Raw genomic sequence first — 17130 nt, forward strand, 5'->3', positions numbered from 1 at the left:
CTAGTGTGCCATGTGAGAATCCGCCCAAAGGCTCAAAGCATTTTCGACATAGCAGTCGGCGCGCGGAATTCCTACGGGCACTCGCAAGCGTTGCCCGGTTAGGCCCCTTTTTGCGGGCAACTCGGCTTCGATGGATACTCAAAACGACCCTCGCTGGAGGGCCGTTTTGACGTGCTTCATATTCTAATTGGTGGCGCAGGTTGTAGCGGAATCGAACTAAGTGACGATCTGTTGGTGGCGCTAAGGGGGCCACTTTTTCCGGATCTAGAGCTGGTCCAGGAACTCTCTGCCCTCGAAGATCCCATACGCGCAAACGCCGAGGGGTTGCCTTCAATCCTTTCGTAACTTAGCGATCACCTCTTCGAACTGCATCGCCAGCCAATCCTGTTTCCACTCCGTGTGAAAGTCGATGTCGTTTGAATTCGGCTTGTCGGTTATCTCATCCACGCACATGATCGAAGGGATCGAGATCGAGTCGCCAATGACAATCGCCTCGCGCTTTTCCAAGACGGGCAAGGCGTCGGTCACAGCGGCGACCGAGTCTGGAAGCAACCGTCGGATGTATTGTTGGTCGGCCGGGTTCGTTAGGCGCATCGCCACGAAATTGTTGCACTGCGAGAAAATGGTCTCCGAGATCTCGGAAGGCCTCTGGCTGACTATCATCAGGGACACGCCATATTTGCGCCCTTCCTTGGCGACCCTTTCGATTGAGCGCTTAACGGAACCGTAGCGGGAGCCTTCCGTCCGTGGAACGTAGCGGTGGGCCTCTTCGTATACGAGCAGAAACGGTACTTCCCGCTCCTTCGTTTCCAAACGGCGGAAGTAGAAGCAGAAGTCGAAGACGAGGCGCGTGATAAGGGATACCACGAGGCTCAGGGCCTCGAACGGTACCCCGCTGAGGTCAATAATCGTGACATTTGATAGTGAATCCGCACGATAACCCGTAAATTGCTTCAGAAGATCCGCGAGGTCCGCAGTAGAGTACTCCTCCCCGCCTGCCTTTGTGGGCCTGAGCAAGAACGACAGTCGCTCGTCGTTCAGCTTAGTCTCAAGGCGAGATACGAAGCGGTCGAATTCGCCCGCGTAGGGTCCGCCATTTATTTTTCCTTGTGCCTTGTCTTGGAAGGTGATTTCCTCAAAAAGGATGTGCTTGTCTTCAACATTGTCTGGCCTTTCCTGGATTGCTAAAACGCCCGTTTTGGCATCCTTTGTTGCCATATTCTGGTTCCTGATGTGCCTGTGGACTTCGTCGATGCTGAAGTACACCGGGGTGTCGTAGGTCACCTTTGCAATCTTCGGGTTGTGCCGCCTCTTGTTCTCGATAACAGCGAGCTTGAATTGCGATACCTGGTTATGGGAGTTCTGCTCCTGGCTCTCGATAAACATTTCCTCAAGCTCTTCGGAGTTCATCAGCCAGTAAGGAAGAGAAAGGGTATCGACTGTGATGACGTTGGCCTTCGGGAAGGCGGGGCCGTACTCTCCGTGGATGTCGAAGATAATGACGTGGGAGTTGTTCAGTATCCCGCCGGTATTCTGAGCATCGCTTGGACGAATCCCTTCCTGCAGGAGCTTCGCCACTGTGCACGACTTGCCTGAGCCGGTACTGCCCACGACGCCTATGTGCTTCCCGAAAAAGCGGTCGCCGTCCACGAAGACCCGGATAGATTCGTCCTGGGCCAGAGCTCCGAAGGAAAGCCTTTTCGCTTCGTCGATGCCAGCGTAAATGCTGGCCAGTTCGTCCGCCGTAGCCACCGTCACGTTCGTCGGCGGTATCGCGATGCGCTGGCCGCCCCTCTTGAACGCTCCAGTAGAATCGAAGCACCCGATCTGTTGCGCCTCGACCGAGAAAGCCGGTTGCTGGGGAGCGGCATCTCCGCCAGCTTGGGCTGCGTCGCGGATCTTAAAGCTTTGGACGATCGCGAGGATCGAGAGGCCCTTGTCGTCGGAGATCTTCAGGTAGCTCCCTATCGAAAGCTTTTGTGATTCTTCCTGCGCATCGTAGGCCTCGACATCGATGACCTCGACGTTCAGTAGGTTAGGAGTGACGCTTGTTACTTTGTAAATAGACATTGGCTTACTTCACCGATAGGATCTGGGTCGCTTCGGCTAGGTCGCCGACGGGGACCTCAATGGTCTTTCCGGCCTCGACGACCGGCACCGGCCCGTCCCCGACTAGGACAATCGCCGTCCTGGGCTTCCCGAGATTTGCGGAAGATGCGTGGTACGTCGTTGCGGAGATGACCCTCACCGCATACGACGCACGCGAAACGACGTCGCTCGCGAATCGTCCGGTCCCCCTGTTAATGACCGGGGGTTCTTCGAAGACGGAAGGCTGGAACTCGATATCCTCATAGCCATCGCTGAGCCTGACATTGTCGCCTAAGATCACCGCCTTCGTGGCCCGGACGTATTCTGCCGTCCCGTCGATGATGAACGTTAGCGGTTTGGCGCTGTGCAGGACCTTGCCCACGGGGTACCGTTCAACGGCCACCTTCGAAATGAGGCGTCCCAGGTCTGTCGGCGTGATGCTTTCGGCTACGTGTCGCGCGACGTAGATAGTGGTCTTGGACTGGGGTCGGAATGCATCCTCGTCCTGCAGCCGACTGCGCATGAGCCCAACGAACTCTTTGTGCGAGCGCAAGGTTCTGAACCAGGCGCTGAAAAGGCGCTCCCTGACGTTTATTCGGGCCAGGAATTCGGCGCGTGTTAGAGTTCGGTCCTTCGCCTCAGGGCTGGCCGCAATGCATGCGACGAAACTGAGGGCGTTACTGTAGAAGAGCCATTCCACGTCGTTCGTTCCGCATCCGCAGGCTGACGCTATCTCCGCCTTTACGGAAGCCACCTGGGCTTCGTATGAAGGACCGCTTTCAATCTGGAACGACTCCGCGAATGATGTGAGGAACTCGTCGCCCCAGCCTTGCTCCTCGTAGGTGCGGCGTTCTCCCTCCTTGGGCTTGTACGTGAGTATCGCCTTGAGATCGGTGCAGCTTACTGAACTGGGTGCATCCGTCGAGCCCTCGCAGTGGATTTGGAGGCGGAAGCGGATCGGTACTGCAGCCGGATCGCGCGCAGCAAAGGCCTTGAGCATCAACGTGACCGGCTCCCTAATGACGGCGAAGGAAAACTTCTTTGAGGGAAGGTATTTGCACTGTGTCGCTTCGTAGGCCTCTGCGGAGCTAAGGTCGACGTCCTCAACGTGCTCGACTAGGACCTGCTGACCCTCTGTGGCCGCCAACAGCTGCAATATCGTGCGGTCAAATTGGTAGAGATAACCGCGAATGGTCGGTGATGCGGATCGTGCGGCGTCGGACATGAGTTAGAACAGATTCTAGTTGGATAACTTAGTTCCGTCCACTCTAGCATTCTTGATGCACGTGTTCTAATCACGCAATCCGCAAAAGTACCCGTATGAAGATCACCATCTGCGCGTAGCGTTTGTGATTGAGCCGTACAAACTTGTCAGCTGGCTTACTGTGCATTAATAGCAATATTCTGCGAAGCTGCAATCTGCATTATCACGTAAAGCGCCCTCTGCGAGGGGCTGTCTTGGGGCACCTCAATTAGAAGGGGGAAATCGGAAATAATTGTGCGTTCAATCTCATCAGAAACAATGCGTAACAACTCCTAGCTAGCTCGGATCAGTACTCACGAAAATCGAATCCGTTAGCGTGAAGTTCGCGATAGGAACTTGCAACTTTGAAGGTAGCAAGTAATTTTGCTTATTCGATGGCGGTTGGAGGGTTGAACTTCGAATTTGTATTGCGATCAATTGACAAAAGAGCTCCGCTGAGCTTAATATCGATTTTGTGCTTGTTGAGGTTAGTAACAATTTTGGAATGTCCGCGTACCTATTTGCGTTCCTGGCGACGCTACTTGGTGTTCTCATGGATGTTCTATTTGATAGACCTTGGACGCGGGCTGACACAGAGTTTGGTGAGTACGACTTGGGAATTTCCACAGAGCGGTGGACTCACTGGGGAAATTCCGCGCAGATTGTTTTATTTGCCTCATTCATCGCAGGCATTGTAGAAGCTATGGCCAAAGGAAAGAAGGGTTCCGACGTGGCCATTCTCCTTGTCCTGTGCATCATCACCTATGCAGCTTTTTGGGTCTGTTCAAATTTGTGCATGCAAGATGGACATATGAAAGCCGTTAGGGAAGTTCTGGATTGTGAACACGTTAAGGAGGCAAGACGGCAACTATTCGAATCGTATGCACTTCACAAGTCAATACCAGCCCGAGTAAGCGATGCTGAGGTCCGTGGCAGAAGAAATGATCTAAGAGACGCGGTGTCCGAAATCCTTAAGAGGAAGGGGCGACAAACATTGATAGACCACTCTGAAACTCTATTCTTGGCAGCAATTGGTTCATGGATTGTATTGGGTACATATCTTTTTTGGGACGTGTTCTCGAAATGATGAATTGGCTTCCAGCTTGCCTTATCCTTGCGATATGTTGGTCTATTGTAGTCTACAGGGCCGTTATGCGCTCTTACGCTGTCAACGGCGAGCAAAGTCTCTTCTATCCAGTGCCTATTAAGTATCTGTTTCCAATCAGAGTAACTTTGCATCGGCTTGTTATCATCGGAACGACGGCTGTGCCGTGTATCATCCTCGCTCAGCTATCGCGAAACATCAACATGCAAGGCATGACCAAGGCATACGCGATTGGATTTGTTTTTTGCACAGGACTTACTGCTATTCAAGGAAGTGCCAGTTTATGGATTGGCGGTGGAACTAGATTGCTTCTTACCACTATAGATTTTCTTGTTGCCCAGATTATCATTCTGTTTTCCACGACCCTTCTTGTGGCAATCTACCTGATGGGAGCTGTTACGTTCCTTCCCCGAATGGGTCTTTCGGGAGAACTAGACTTGTGGAAAAACCTTGCTTATATTGCGCTCGGCATTGTCCTACTTGCAGCAATAGCGATTGCTTGTGCATCTACCTTCGCTGGAATGATAAAGCAGGATGTTTATTTAGGCGATGAGTTTCGAGGAAGTGCCAGGAAGTCGGATGATGTTTCAAATCTGCAGCGGTTCTTGTCCAATCTTTCTCAAGGCTTCCCCCACTTGCTGGCGATGGTAGTTGCAACGTACACGCTGTCATCTTTTTTCGAGTCAGGGGGGATGCATATAAACCGGACTTATTCTGACCTAATGAAGCTCGCCGGGGTCGGGCTTATTTTTGCCTATGGAATTAGCTTTACCGAGGTAGGTCGATCCGTTCCATCCATTACAAGAAATCTACTTGAGCGCTGTAAGCCATCAAATTGGGCAGCTGCCAAGCAAACGGCGCGGACCCCAGCAGCAGCCTCCGCATCTGAACCTCAGGACGAAGAGAGCTACCGAACCTTAACTCGACTAATTTCCATTGTTGCAGCCCCCACAGCAGTGGGGTTGTTCGTACTCAATGTATTGATTTATCAATACGCTTCACAATTCGAGGTTAGTGTCGTAAGTGGTTTGACCTTAGCGGCAGGTTTTCTGGGTTGGGAGGCCGTAAGACGTGACATTACACCGCTTTCAAAGTGGGTCCGACCGCCTCTTGACCTTGTTGAAGGGCCGATGGCCCTCTTCGTATTAATTGGGGCTCTATTAATGAACCGAAATGTTCTCGTTGTCGGTTCAGGAATTGCTGCATTCCTTGGAAGCTTCGGTCCCATTGAGCGAATCGTGGCGGCGTGGTTTGAAAGCATCCTTAAGGACAAGTCCCCCAAAAAATAAAAGGACCTCCACTGGTAGCAGAGGCCTTCAAAATACCGCTGGTGTCACCGCAATCACTCTAGGGGAAATGGGCATTCACGAAAGACCTTGTGATCATCCCTGCCCCCAGTAGAACTAAATAGAAAACCAGAATAAAAAACCTAATCCGGGTTTCGCTATGCATAAGATACACCTCTAGGTTCCGAGCATAAGTAGCGTAGTACTTTATTGAGAGCACGTCAAGCAAATTCTTCGGCGATCTCATCCCTTTTATGGTCGGAACTTTCTTTTTCATGCCTTAGCACTTCTTTTATTTCGATGGTTGCGTTTTGTGTCTATTAATCGGTCCCACGAATAGACGAACCATTTCTAACCACGGTTTCCGGGCGAGACATAAAATAGAAGCAGCGACCTCTTGATTAGCATAACATCACTTGATTGCACCAATCCGGTATGTATCGAAAACCGGGCTATTTGCCAGTAATCGACTTTGGTTAGCCTGGTCATTTAGCCAACGAGTATTTTGTGACTGAGCCATGCAGAGGCAGGCACAAGGTTTGTTAAATTGTTCGTATAACTTGGCTAAAATATTTTTTCAAGGTTCAATTTAGCGGTTGGTGGCTTGAAAAAACACTTAATCTGAATTTAATCGTCGATCCGTTACCCTTGCTTCGTATATGCGAAGCGTTGCCCGAATCGATCATTTGTCGTGGGCTTTCGCGTCCAGCCTGATGCTGGTGGCATGAAACACCACCAGCCCAACGCCCCGTCGCCGGAGACCCACTTCACGCAGTTCTGCGCCATCGCGCTGCACCTGCCGCGCTACTATGTTCGCACCGTTTCCCGGCTTTCGGAGGATTCGGGAGTAAGCAAGGCCGCCCTCAGCCGCTTCCTGCGCGCGGCAAACGCCCCTGCCGTAAGCACCGTAATCAAGGTGAAGCAGGCGCTTGAGCGGGCGCTAGGGGCCGCCATCGCGCTCGAAGAACTGATCAGGCTCGACCCCCACTTCCCCCGGACCGCCTGCGAGATCTGCGGGTGCAGGGGCTGCGACCTCCGCAAGATGCTCAACCCGGACGGAAGCCTCGCTGCCGAGTTCGGCAGCGGCTACTCGCTCATCCAGACGGCCATCCCACAACGCCGGATCCAGGCGAAAGGAGGCGCAGATGATTAGCCACGCCTATCCCAACGACCTGCCCGAGCGCCTGCGGCTACGGATTTCGAGACTAAGCTTCCCGGCGTTCGCGTTCCTCGTCGCCCGGGTGCTCGCCTCCGAGGGCATCGAGGGCGTGAGACTTGAGCGAAGGCTCAGGTTCCTAAACGGCAGCCTGGGAGACGGCTACGACATGAGCGCGGTGGATCCAAGGGGCTTCCCCGACAGGCGCGTCCTCATAAACCTGAAACTTGGCAGGGACAACTCGAACGTCGCGCGCCGCAACGTGGACGAGCTGATGGGAGCAGTCGAACGCAAGAATGCTGACTACGGCATCATCGCGACGCCTGGAACGTTCTCCCGTGAGGCCATTGCAGCAGCGCAGGAAGGTGGCCCTCCTATCCGACTCCTGGACGGAAGGGAACTCGCGCGCACAATGCTCGCCAAAAACATGGGCGTCGCCGAGTCGTACGGAATCCTCCACCGCGAGAAGGTGCTGGACGTCTTCGAGGAGTCGTTCACTTTCCTGGAAAGCCACGCCTTGTCCCACGTCCGGCGCACTGAAGGTCCGCTTGACCTCATTTACTAACCAACTAACACGACCACATGGAAAACGACCTCATACCACGCCTCAGATCGGAAGAAGGCGTAAAGCTCAGTCTCCCGACCGACGAGGACTACGACGACATGCTCGACGAGGAAGACGATGACGACATCGACGGAGACGGCGAGCTCGTGCGCCCAACCTTCGACGAGCCGGTAGTAACCACGCTGCAGCGGGCAACCGCTGCGGCGGTGGAACTCAGGCGTCTGGGCGTCAGCGAGGCCCAGACCGGCAACCTGCTCGCCCACTATCCCATCGAAGAAATTGAGGTCCAGCTTTCCTGGATAAGCGCGCGAAAACCACGGAAAGCGGCGGCTTTGCTGGTTCGCGCGATAACTGAAGGGTACGAGAAGCCTGCCGATTTGTGATCGTCGCCGGCTCCGGTCCCCGGCGGGAGAGCTGATTCCCCCGCCGAGGAACCGAGACGATGCGAACGAGATACATACAACTTGGATTCACGGTGATAACGCGGGCGGCAAACGAAAAAGTCCACCCGGAAGACGCCTGGACGGGCATGATCAGGCACTCGGAAGGTGACTGGGGCGACGTTGACGAGGACGATCGGCTGAGCAATGAGTCTGCCCTAAACGATGGCCTGCGGCTGCTCTCTGTCTGCAGCGACCGCAGCGGCACCGTCTTCTGGATCATAACGGAAGCCGATAGGTCGTGCACCACGCTCCTGTTGCCTTCGGACTACTGACCTCTGGGACGGGCAATCGCCCGTCCCATTTCGAGGCAGCAAACAGCAAGCAGCAGCGTTGTATTTAGCTGCGGTAAAAGTGTCGGTCCCCGAGGACCACATCGTAATTCGAGTTGTAAACAGCCAGACGACATCAAACAAGGCTTATGCTCAGTTCCGTTCCGGTCAGCCCCTTACCGCGCCGCAAGCGGCTCGACGGTAAAATGAGTTTCAATCTGCTGAGGCAAGAGGTTGTTAGCGGCCAAAAGTTGCCCTATCTCCTTTTCCGTGGCCGAATTAAAAATCGGCCCGATCGCTATTGAAAACTGGCGAACGGACTCGCGCAAGCTGTCTAAGCAAGAGGACGACACCACTTTCGTTCCGGCGGGCGGGGTGGCAGCATATTCGAACCGGGGTGAAGGGTGGACCAAGATGGGAACGCAGCTGCACGTCGCATCATATTGAGATCCGAACCAATTGACCGAACCTGCTAGCTGATTACAATATGTCTTCGTGACAGTGTCTGCCGTCGCCTCGTTTTTGCACTCGATCACTAGATACTTGAGCGAGCCGAGCGCCCAGAGGACATCCGGGCCAGCACCCCATTCAGATTCAGGCTCCTGGGATTCGAAACCAATGAGCTTTGCCAACCTAGCAAGAGCCTTCTCGAACCCCTGATAGGAATCCGGCCGAAACTGGAGATCCTCAAGGACGGAATTGAATTCGACTAACAGTTGGTTACCATTCGAGAAGCACCGTTTAACCTCCGCGAGACAAGCGTCGGCCTGCACTTTTACTTCATGCGTTATTCTTGTATACGCGATGCCATCCATAGGGCGCATGGCAATCTGCAAATTTTGTTCCACCGCAGACTTCAATACCAACTGCGACTCGACCGCGTTGGAAAAGTTGACCAGTTCGGACAACTGGTAGCCGAGCCACCCCCTGAGCCTCGGTTCCTGACAATTGTTTCTTGCGTCTTGCAGCGATTGCGCGGCGGACTTGTAGTCGCCCTGTAGGGCAGAGTTAAAAGCCCGCCTGCGGGCAACCGAGAGACTAAGGTCGGCCCCAGACGTTTCGTACTGTGCGTGCACGACCGATTCTTTGGCCAAAGACACCCAGCCTGGCTCGCGAGAGAAAACGCTGTCTAAGGCTTTCTCAACTCCGCCCATCCCGCTTCCTTTTACGAGGGTCCCAACCTTTTCGCCCAGGTCGAACTGCGCTTTCGTGGCAGGGGTAAAGAGGTCGAGGCCACTTTTGTTGAAAAGTTGTCCGACCAAAGATGATCCCATTAGGATTACAGCGCATGCGTCGTCGCTCGCCCTAACCCCTCGCCCCATTCCCTGCTCGATCATCTGCACGGTCTTCTTGAGCGCCAAAGATGTACCGTGAAGACATCCTTCCTCCCACTTGTCGACGAATCGGCGCACGTCTGGAAGGCCATCGAGAACCAGCAGGCGGCATGCGTCGTATGGAAGGTCTATTCCGTCATACCGGTTTACGAAAACGACTAGACCGACGTGACGTTTCTTCATAGCCTCAACGGTCGCCTCAAGGTTTGCCGACTGTACCGTCACAGCCGCAACGTTTGCCCAGAATTGGCTTCGGTATGCAGAAGGCACGATTACAACCACGTTCCTCGCCTTGGCCTGCTCAACAACGTAACCCCTGATGTCTGTTTCTGTTATGCGGGTGTCGAGTTCCTGTGGAACCAATATCATTCGCTCCCCGAGGTCACTCGCGCTGGCGGGCGAAATTGCCTCGGCGATCTCGTCTGCGTCAGCATCGAAATGCGTGACCAGGACGCCGTCGTCGGCGAATGTCGCGCTCATAAAGACCTTGCGCTTCGCGTTAGAGAAGCTCGGGATTGCTCCGATCGGAAGGCACGGGCTGGATATCTCAACTCGTCCTGCTCCTATAAAACACCGGCAGAGACGCAGAGAATCACGCATGAGCGGCCACTTAAAGGCCATGTTTTCGGCGTCTTTTTGTTCGAACAGAATTTTCTCAACTTCTGCGATGCTGCTCTGCCATGCCCAGAACGGAACGAGCGCAAATTGTCCCGGCATCTCACTCTTTACCTCCAGGAATCGGCTCGATGACTGCTGATTAAGAGCGCTCTCGAAAAGACTGAGGAGACTGGCGTAAGCGGTTCCATTAGTCTTGTCTACGACGAGCGAAAACTGCTGCTCGGCGATACCTAGGCAAGCGTGCGCGTCGTCCATTACCAGGCTTCCTATTTCGATTTCTGGAGAGGCAGGTGCGACGCCAAACTGCGACTTTCCGTTCACGAGCTTGATCATTGAAGTGATTAGAATCGAATTTGACCGCGTAAAGCCAGATGCCCTGGGTTCGGTTTCGTAGCTCAAACCGAGCCTTTCTGCCTCCTCGATCGCTTGAGCCGCAAGGTACGGGGTTGGGGCGATATAGGCCGCAGGTCCAATTTCCTCGTTTAGGCAACTCTTCAATATGAGTAGCCCAACCATCGTTTTTCCGCCACCAGTGTTCATCTTGAGTCTTAGCTCTCGCTGGTTCCGGCGTTCGAACCAGCGCTCAAGGACTTGCCCCTGCACGTCCCTCAGGTAGGAATAATCCTTATGCTTGCGTGGAAGCGTCGCGAAGATATCTCGTGGATTAGTTAGTTTGTCCGATGAGGATGTTGACGTTATTTTCGAGAAATCAAGCGACATACCAGATAATACACAAAACAGAATGGATTCGAGGACCTAAGTGTCGGTTCACGATTTCGGGAAGAAGCTCGAATTCGTTCAGGTCGTGATAATCGCTCCTGAATTCCCTCCACGGCATGTCTAGCAGCTGTTTCGAGCATCCCTAAATTCTTGATCGGGTGAGCATCGAGGATCACGATGCGCGGGTGGACACTGACAACGCGAGAATCAACATATATGAGACGGTGACGCAGTCCGTAACCGAAGCGCTGGAAGCTGGCGTAGCCCCGTGGAAAAGGCCTTGGAACTCCAACTGCGGACCTTCGATGAGCCTCGTCACGAGGAAGCCCTACAGGGGCATAAACGTGCTGCTGCTGGCGATGAGGCCTTTCCGGGACAACCGCTGGCTTACCTTCAGGCAGGCGCTTGACGCGGGCGGAAACGTGCGCAAGGGGGAGAGGGGCACGACGGTCGTGTTCTGGAAGTTCCACGAACCCGATGAGTCCGAGATAGCCGAAGGCCGCGCGGTCCGCAGGCCGCCGGTCCTCAGGCACTACACGGTCTTCAACCTTGAACAGACGGAAGGTATCGACGTGCCGGAGCCGTACGCCCCGGATGAGGGCCCACGAGAGCGCATTGCCCGGGCCGAACTGGTAGTCCGTGAGATGCCCGAAGCCCCGATGATCAGGGAAGGCGGGGCGGTCGCCTGCTACGTGCCTTCCCGGGACCTGGTGAGCATCCCGCCGCTTTCGGACTTTTCCTCGGCCGACCATTACTACGCCACCCTCTTCCACGAGCTGGCCCACGCGACGGGGCACGAGGCCAGGCTGGCACGCAAGGGCGTGATGGAGAAGACGTTGTTCGGCTCCGGCGAATACGGCAAGGAGGAGTTGGTCGCGGAACTCGGGTCCGCGTTCGTCTGCGCGACCCTTGGCCTCGACAACTCGCTGATAGGCGACAGCGCCTCTTACGTCGCGTCGTGGCTGTCCGTGCTACGCAACGATCCCAAGGCGCTTGTCATGGCCGCAGGGCAGGCGCAGAAGGTCGCGGATTACGTGCTTGGCGAGAGAGCCGAGTGGCTCTGATTTCCGGCCCTCCCGAACGGGAGGGCCGATTTTCTAATTGAGGAGCTTTGCCAGAAGCGCAATTGCAACGAAAGCCAACGCGATGCCCAGTTCGACGTGCTGGATCAATTCCTCCTTCCGGCGGTCGCTGTCCGCCTTCCGCCCGCACCACTCGCAGAGGGTCCGCATCCCGAAGCTGGTCGTCACCGAGAAGCCACGCGAACCCCTGCGACCCTTAAGCCGCTCCCCGGTCTTCACCTTCTTGCGCGTGTTTCGGGCATCTTGGCGGAGCTTGCGCCCGCAGACGTAGCAGGTTGCCATGCCCCATCTTTCTCAGACGCAAGCCTGGCGTCAACTCATCCGCCATTGGCGAGCGGGTTCTGTATCTTTGAATCGGAGCCAGCCCGTTCAGCCGGCGATCCATCTCGGACCTGGAAGCCACCGTGAACGACTTAACCGAACAAATAGCGAAAACTCACATGGACTAACCTTAGCCTCGCCTCGGCCTAACCTTTTCGAAGCAGGCAATTGTCTGTAAGAGCACCGGTTCGCTTGCCCGTCTAGGCACCGGCCGCCAGGGCCGAATCTTCGGGTTTCTTTGAGTGAGCGACGAACGTTCGAGTGAGGAGTGAGCGAGAGGGAACTGAAGCATGAGGGTTGAGAATCGGGTCGAACCTGGCCGGGTTCAAGAATCCCGACCAAGCTTGGTCGGGCACCTGGTCGCCCCATAGGTCGGGCATGTGGTCGGGTTACGTGACAGCGATGAGCCGCGAGAGCTCCGCCTGCGAGAGCCGGTATAGGTAGGTCTGGCGCTCGACGAGGCAGGCTTCGGCCAGATCCCTGAAGTAATCGGCGGCGCTTTCGTTCTCTCCTCTTGCCGCCAAGATCCGTCCGCGCAAGATCGCTGCGTAAACTCCTCTCCCCGTGGAACCCTCACCCGCTTTGAATGCTTTGCCCAGCAGCTCTTCGGCCTTGAAGGGCTCACCCAGGGCCAGATGCAGCGAAGCGCCAAGAATCCTGGCTCGCTCCTCGCCCCCAGGCGAACTCGCCCGCTCGACACGCATCTTCGCCAGCATCAGCAACTTTCGAAGGGTCTCTTCCTGCCCACCGTTTGACTCGTGGAGCTCGATCAGGTCGTGCACGTTCTCCGACTCAATCGTGTCGAGTGCGAACCGTGGCATGCCTTGCTCGTGACCATCCGTGACCACCTTGCCGACCAGTGCCATGGCCTTGTCACGCAAGGCAATCGTCTCCTGCCTTGGGGCCCCTGAACGCCTCAGAGCTCGGGCGGTAACCGCCAGCCCCATTGCCGTCCGACCAATTTGACCGCTGGTTTCGCCCCATTCCGCCAGCTGCCTAGCAATGGTTACTTGCTCAATGACCTCGTCGAGCCGAAAGCTGAGTTGTATGGCCGCGTAGAACAGGCCCTCGCGAATGGCATAGTCGGCTTCCGTTTCGAGGGCCAGCTTGGCGACCCTCAGGGCCCTCTGGGGTTGCCTACTGTCCATGAGCGCCTTCACCCATTCCAAAACCGGCCCTTCCCACCGCTCCTCATCGCAGCTTGCCAGCCCCTCGCCGAACGCGGCCACCTCCCATGACGCCACTATCCGACGCCGGACCTCGTAGGAGGAGAAGTTGGCGAGGATCTTCCGCAAGGTATCCGCCTTGATAGCTTCGGGGTTTCGAAAAATTCTGGCAAGGCCGGGCGGCTTTGTGTCGATCAGAAGCGCAATGCCCTTGTCCTGTTCGCAGCCGTGCACCTGCTTGAAGGCCAGCCGGACGGCCTTGGCGAAAACGGCCGTCAGGTTCGCCCGTTCAGTACCGGCCAGATAGTCGATTTCGATTTCGTCTGTATCGTCGATTTCGTCCTGGTCCATCATCGCAGGCAACCGAGCAAGCCCGGACCGGAAGCCGTCCTGCCCGAACGCAGGAATTGTACATTACTTTTTGACAGGGATGTGGAAGGGTCTGCACCGTGTGCCGCATTAAGCGGCATTACGCTTTTTGGTGCCCTTCGGGTTGGCCAGGCGCTCGATTCCGTCGCTCAGGATCGCGTGGGCGGCGGATATGGGCCTGGTGTAGTTGATCTCAGTCACTGTACGGCCGCTAGCGTGGCCGACATGCTCTTTCAGCGTCGTTGGCGACACCTCCGGCATCAGCTTCTCGATCCAGTTGATATGCGAAAGCCGGCAGTCGTGGGGAGACATGTCAACCGGCAGGCCGCACTTCTCGATGATCGCCTGCCACGTCCTGTACACGTTCCTCTTGAGGCGGGGGAAGTTGCCGTTCTCGGAAGGCCAGAGGCAGTCATCGTCGGCAAGGCCGTCGGTAGCCTCTCGCAATATCACCGATAGAGCCGGACACATCACCGCCACCCGCTTCTTGCCGCCCTTCGGCAATCCGATCTCCTGCGCCCGCTTCGGGCTGAACTTAACAGAGCGGTCCACGAATATGAGGCCCTTGTCGAACATGATCTGCCCCTTGGTAAGCGCCATCTGCTCCGACAGCCGCAACCCGGCAAGTAGGTAGGTGGCCAGCATCGCCCGTTCCTTCGCGCTGAGGAGCTTGGACGCCAACGCCTTGCGGGCTTCTTCCGGGTCCAGCGCAACCGCATCGCGTGGCTGCGGGGTCGGCACGGACAGGGCGAAGGGATTTACGCAGTGCCAGGGCACCCTGCCGTACGGCCTCGCGGCAAGGTTGAACAGGCGCACGAGGTCCCTCTTGAGTTCCAGGATTGTCGGCAGTCCTACACCCTCATATTCCAGGCGCTTGTAGAAGGCCTTGATAGCCAGCGCGTCCAGCCGCATCAGCGCAACCTTGCCCCATTCCTTGCGCACGTACTTGTTGAAGCGTCCCACCCTGGCGGCGATGGTGTTGGCGGCGAGGCTTTCGGGAAAGTCGTTCTCGACCAGCCAGTCGAACCAGGCTCCAAGCGTGAGCTCGTCCTTGCGCTGGGCCGCCTCGATCTTGCAGCCCTTGCGAAGATCACGCAGGAAGTCCTTTCCTTCGGTCTTGGTGGCGAATACTCGCGACAACCGGCTTTTGCGGCCAAACTCGTCCTCGGAGGTGAACTGGACACGCCACTTTCCGGCGAGTTTTCCGTTTAGGATTTCTCTGCAGGAACCGTCCTTGTTGTCCGCTCTTTGGGCCACAAAAACGAGTTTACGCAGGCTATTTGAGAGACCAATTGAGAGACCTGGGCGATTAACGTGGGCGTTAATCGAATTCTGAAGCCGATTTTAGGTTCAAATCGGTGGTGGGCGGTACAGGATTTGAACCTGTGACCCCTTCGGTGTGAACGAAGTGCTCTACCACTGAGCTAACTGCCCACATGAATGTTTATGCTACCAGAAATTTAGGGTTGGTGCTGTAGCTCTTGTTGGTGTTCTTTTAGCCAGGTTGCTAGGGAGCCCAGGGGGGTTTTTAGGGAGTTGCCTAGGTCTGTGCAGGCGTATTCTACGCGTGGGGGGACTTCGGCGTAGACGGTTCTTTGGACTAGGCCTAGGGATTCGAACTGGCGTAGGGTGCGGGTTAGTTCGGCTTGGGTGACTTCTCCTACGGCGCGTTGGAGTTCGCCGAAGCGGATGGGGCGGTTGGCTGTGTGGAGTTGGAACAGCACTGGGAGCATCCATTTGCCGCTGAGGATTCGGAACAGGCCGGTGGCGGAACAGCTGCTCTCACACACGTGGATCACCAAGTATCATAACCATACTATAGATCATTTTGTGGACTACCTTACTGGTGAAACTAACAAACATTTGCACATTGATTTTCTGGATTTTTTGAAAATATTTTTTGAAATTTCGATTGTTAAGGCGTTTGTGGTTTTGGGCCTTGTGCGTGATGATACGGAACAGGTGGCGCTGGGGTAGGGCCTTGGGCTGGTTTTGAACCTGATATGGGTGGTTTTTGGGGCAGGTTTGGTGGGTTGGAGGCGGGGAAGTTTGGGGAAGGTGTGAGGGTTTTGGGGAGAAAAATAGTACTAAAATTTACCCATTTTTGGGGTGTTTTTGGGCGTTTTTCGGGTTTTTGGGTGCGTTTTCGGGTGTTTTGGTTTTGAGGTGCCTCAGACGATTGATCGTCGGCGTTACAGTTCTACCAATTGGGCTTTGGAGGGATCGTAGACGACTCTTGTGATGGAGCCATCTCTGATTCGCTGGACTGCTTCGTCGATGGCTGAGAGCGGGATGACGAACCATTCTCTTGGACGTACGGGATGGCCGAAGCGGTCGTGGATCGTTAGGTCTAGTTGCACTGACGCAAAGATCCTGTGAAACAGGTTCTCTAGTTTTGTGCGGTTGAGGTCGGCCAGTTTGTAGGTCGCTACGATCTCTACATCGGCCAGTAGGTAGGTGGGATCGTTCTTGGCGTCGGTGATGCGGGTTTCTACTTTTCCGCCCGTTACTCCAATCTTGTGGATGAGTTCTCGGTGCTCGGCAACGAATGGGTGATCGGATAGGCTTCGGAGGACGTAGATGGTTCCGCTGGAGATGTCGTCTTCCTCCCATTCTCCGCTGAAGAGGCTTTTAACTTCGACGATGCGGCGCCCGGTTTCGTCTTTTTGGAGTGCTCTTTGGAGCGAGTGCATCAGGAGGTTGTTTTCTGTCTTGTTCGAGTAGATGACTCGCAGTCGAGCGTCTGTCTGGCCGTTGGTTCCGGTGAATTCTGGGCCCTTTTCTGCGATGTATGCGATCTGTCCCCCTAAGATGAAAGCGTCGCCGACATTGTAGATTCCGCCGCTTCGGAAGCGACGGCCTTCTCTAAAGCCGGACGCCAGGTCGCTCTCGATCTGGGTGAAGATTGGGGCGAAGCGGTCGAAGTCCTGGCATGGGGTGCGGGTTGCAATTTCTTCGGCTGCGCGACGCTCTTCGTAGGGGCGTACATGCTTTAGAACACGGACGTCACCTTCTTGGGGGAGATCGTTTAGTTCTGCTGCTAGGTCGTCGAGTGACATGTCCTCGGTTGAGGCTGGACCGAACTTCGATTCGTCTAGAAGTCCTTGCCGGTCTATTGAAAGCAGGAGTGTTTTTGCTTCGGGCAAGGCGCGTATGCGGTCTAACCGAACCGCGTATAGACGTTCGAAGATATCGCGGTCCTCGCCGTGTTGGGGGGCTCGACCGTGTTGGTCTACGAAACGCTGGATGTCTTCAAAACCCGCTAGGATGCGCTCTTCTCTTGCGGATCGTCCGACCGCCTTGGTTGGGACCGCGAATTCGCTCAGTTCGCCTGCTAGTTCGTCTAAATCGTGTTCGCTCATGGG

Annotated in this window: 16 protein-coding genes and 1 tRNA gene; 8 read left to right on the forward strand and 9 right to left on the reverse strand. The window is 55.5% G+C overall.

The features are described from left to right. Positions 1 to 330: 330 nt before the first annotated feature. Positions 331 to 2070 (reverse strand): ATP-binding protein, encoded by a 1740-nt coding sequence (locus tag ACZ51B_RS15410; protein ID WP_464294229.1) that lies wholly within the window; start codon positions 2068 to 2070, stop codon positions 331 to 333. A gap of 4 nt (positions 2071 to 2074) precedes the next feature. Beyond that, on the reverse strand, positions 2075 to 3313 hold the full coding sequence (locus ACZ51B_RS15415; protein WP_464294230.1) for a hypothetical protein: 1239 nt from the start codon (positions 3311 to 3313) through the stop codon (positions 2075 to 2077). Between the two features lie 523 nt (positions 3314 to 3836). Between ACZ51B_RS15415 and ACZ51B_RS15420 the strand changes: the two genes are divergently transcribed. The 6 genes from ACZ51B_RS15420 to ACZ51B_RS15445 all read left to right on the forward strand — a co-directional run bounded on the left by ACZ51B_RS15420 (position 3837) and on the right by ACZ51B_RS15445 (position 8158). Next, on the forward strand, positions 3837 to 4418 hold the full coding sequence (locus tag ACZ51B_RS15420; RefSeq protein WP_464294231.1) for a hypothetical protein: 582 nt from the start codon (positions 3837 to 3839) through the stop codon (positions 4416 to 4418). 65 nt (positions 4419 to 4483) lie between these two features. Then, positions 4484 to 5725, forward strand: coding sequence for a hypothetical protein (locus ACZ51B_RS15425; protein ID WP_464294232.1), 1242 nt, complete (start codon positions 4484 to 4486; stop codon positions 5723 to 5725). Positions 5726 to 6446: 721 nt separating this feature from the next. Then, positions 6447 to 6875 carry a helix-turn-helix domain-containing protein gene (locus ACZ51B_RS15430; protein WP_464294233.1) on the forward strand — a complete coding sequence of 143 codons (429 nt, stop codon included), beginning with the start codon at positions 6447 to 6449 and terminating at the stop codon, positions 6873 to 6875. Further along, positions 6868 to 7443, forward strand: coding sequence for a restriction endonuclease (locus ACZ51B_RS15435; RefSeq protein ID WP_464294234.1), 576 nt, complete (start codon positions 6868 to 6870; stop codon positions 7441 to 7443). The genes ACZ51B_RS15430 and ACZ51B_RS15435 overlap by 8 nt, the downstream gene beginning before the upstream one ends. Positions 7444 to 7460: 17 nt before the next feature. Then, positions 7461 to 7826 (forward strand): hypothetical protein, encoded by a 366-nt coding sequence (locus ACZ51B_RS15440; RefSeq protein WP_464294235.1) that lies wholly within the window; start codon positions 7461 to 7463, stop codon positions 7824 to 7826. A 92-nt stretch (positions 7827 to 7918) separates the two neighbouring features. Then, a complete protein-coding gene (locus ACZ51B_RS15445) occupies positions 7919 to 8158 on the forward strand; it encodes a type I restriction endonuclease subunit M (protein WP_464294236.1) in 240 nt (79 codons plus the stop codon). A 173-nt stretch (positions 8159 to 8331) separates the two neighbouring features. On the opposite strand, the gene ACZ51B_RS15450 is transcribed toward ACZ51B_RS15445, so the two are convergent. Next, on the reverse strand, positions 8332 to 10827 hold the full coding sequence (locus ACZ51B_RS15450; protein ID WP_464294237.1) for a DEAD/DEAH box helicase family protein: 2496 nt from the start codon (positions 10825 to 10827) through the stop codon (positions 8332 to 8334). 158 nt (positions 10828 to 10985) lie between these two features. Between ACZ51B_RS15450 and ACZ51B_RS15455 the strand changes: the two genes are divergently transcribed. Continuing rightward, complete coding sequence (locus ACZ51B_RS15455) at positions 10986 to 11891, forward strand: ArdC family protein (RefSeq protein WP_464294238.1); 906 nt, start codon at positions 10986 to 10988, stop codon at positions 11889 to 11891. A 33-nt stretch (positions 11892 to 11924) separates the two neighbouring features. Here ACZ51B_RS15455 and ACZ51B_RS15460 read toward each other — a convergent pair whose 3' ends face one another. From ACZ51B_RS15460 to ACZ51B_RS15480, 5 genes are all read right to left on the reverse strand, one after another. After that, a complete protein-coding gene (locus tag ACZ51B_RS15460; RefSeq protein WP_464294239.1) occupies positions 11925 to 12191 on the reverse strand; it encodes a hypothetical protein in 267 nt (88 codons plus the stop codon). 428 nt (positions 12192 to 12619) lie between these two features. Further along, on the reverse strand, positions 12620 to 13750 hold the full coding sequence (locus tag ACZ51B_RS15465) for a hypothetical protein (RefSeq protein ID WP_464294240.1): 1131 nt from the start codon (positions 13748 to 13750) through the stop codon (positions 12620 to 12622). Between the two features lie 105 nt (positions 13751 to 13855). Then, on the reverse strand, positions 13856 to 15022 hold the full coding sequence (locus ACZ51B_RS15470; protein ID WP_464294241.1) for a tyrosine-type recombinase/integrase: 1167 nt from the start codon (positions 15020 to 15022) through the stop codon (positions 13856 to 13858). 102 nt (positions 15023 to 15124) lie between these two features. After that, positions 15125 to 15199: transfer RNA gene (locus ACZ51B_RS15475), tRNA-Val, on the reverse strand. 26 nt (positions 15200 to 15225) lie between these two features. Next, complete coding sequence (locus tag ACZ51B_RS15480; protein WP_464294242.1) at positions 15226 to 15564, reverse strand: winged helix-turn-helix transcriptional regulator; 339 nt, start codon at positions 15562 to 15564, stop codon at positions 15226 to 15228. 31 nt (positions 15565 to 15595) lie between these two features. Between ACZ51B_RS15480 and ACZ51B_RS15485 the strand changes: the two genes are divergently transcribed. Further along, the gene (locus tag ACZ51B_RS15485) at positions 15596 to 15742 is read left to right on the forward strand and encodes a hypothetical protein (protein ID WP_464294243.1); all 147 of its coding nucleotides are present in this window, start codon (positions 15596 to 15598) and stop codon (positions 15740 to 15742) included. A gap of 215 nt (positions 15743 to 15957) precedes the next feature. On the opposite strand, the gene ACZ51B_RS15490 is transcribed toward ACZ51B_RS15485, so the two are convergent. Next, positions 15958 to 17127, reverse strand: coding sequence for a GIY-YIG nuclease family protein (locus ACZ51B_RS15490; protein ID WP_464294244.1), 1170 nt, complete (start codon positions 17125 to 17127; stop codon positions 15958 to 15960). Positions 17128 to 17130: the final 3 nt, after the last annotated feature.

The sequence above is a fragment of the Fimbriimonas sp. LA-C6 genome (assembly GCF_055398105.1).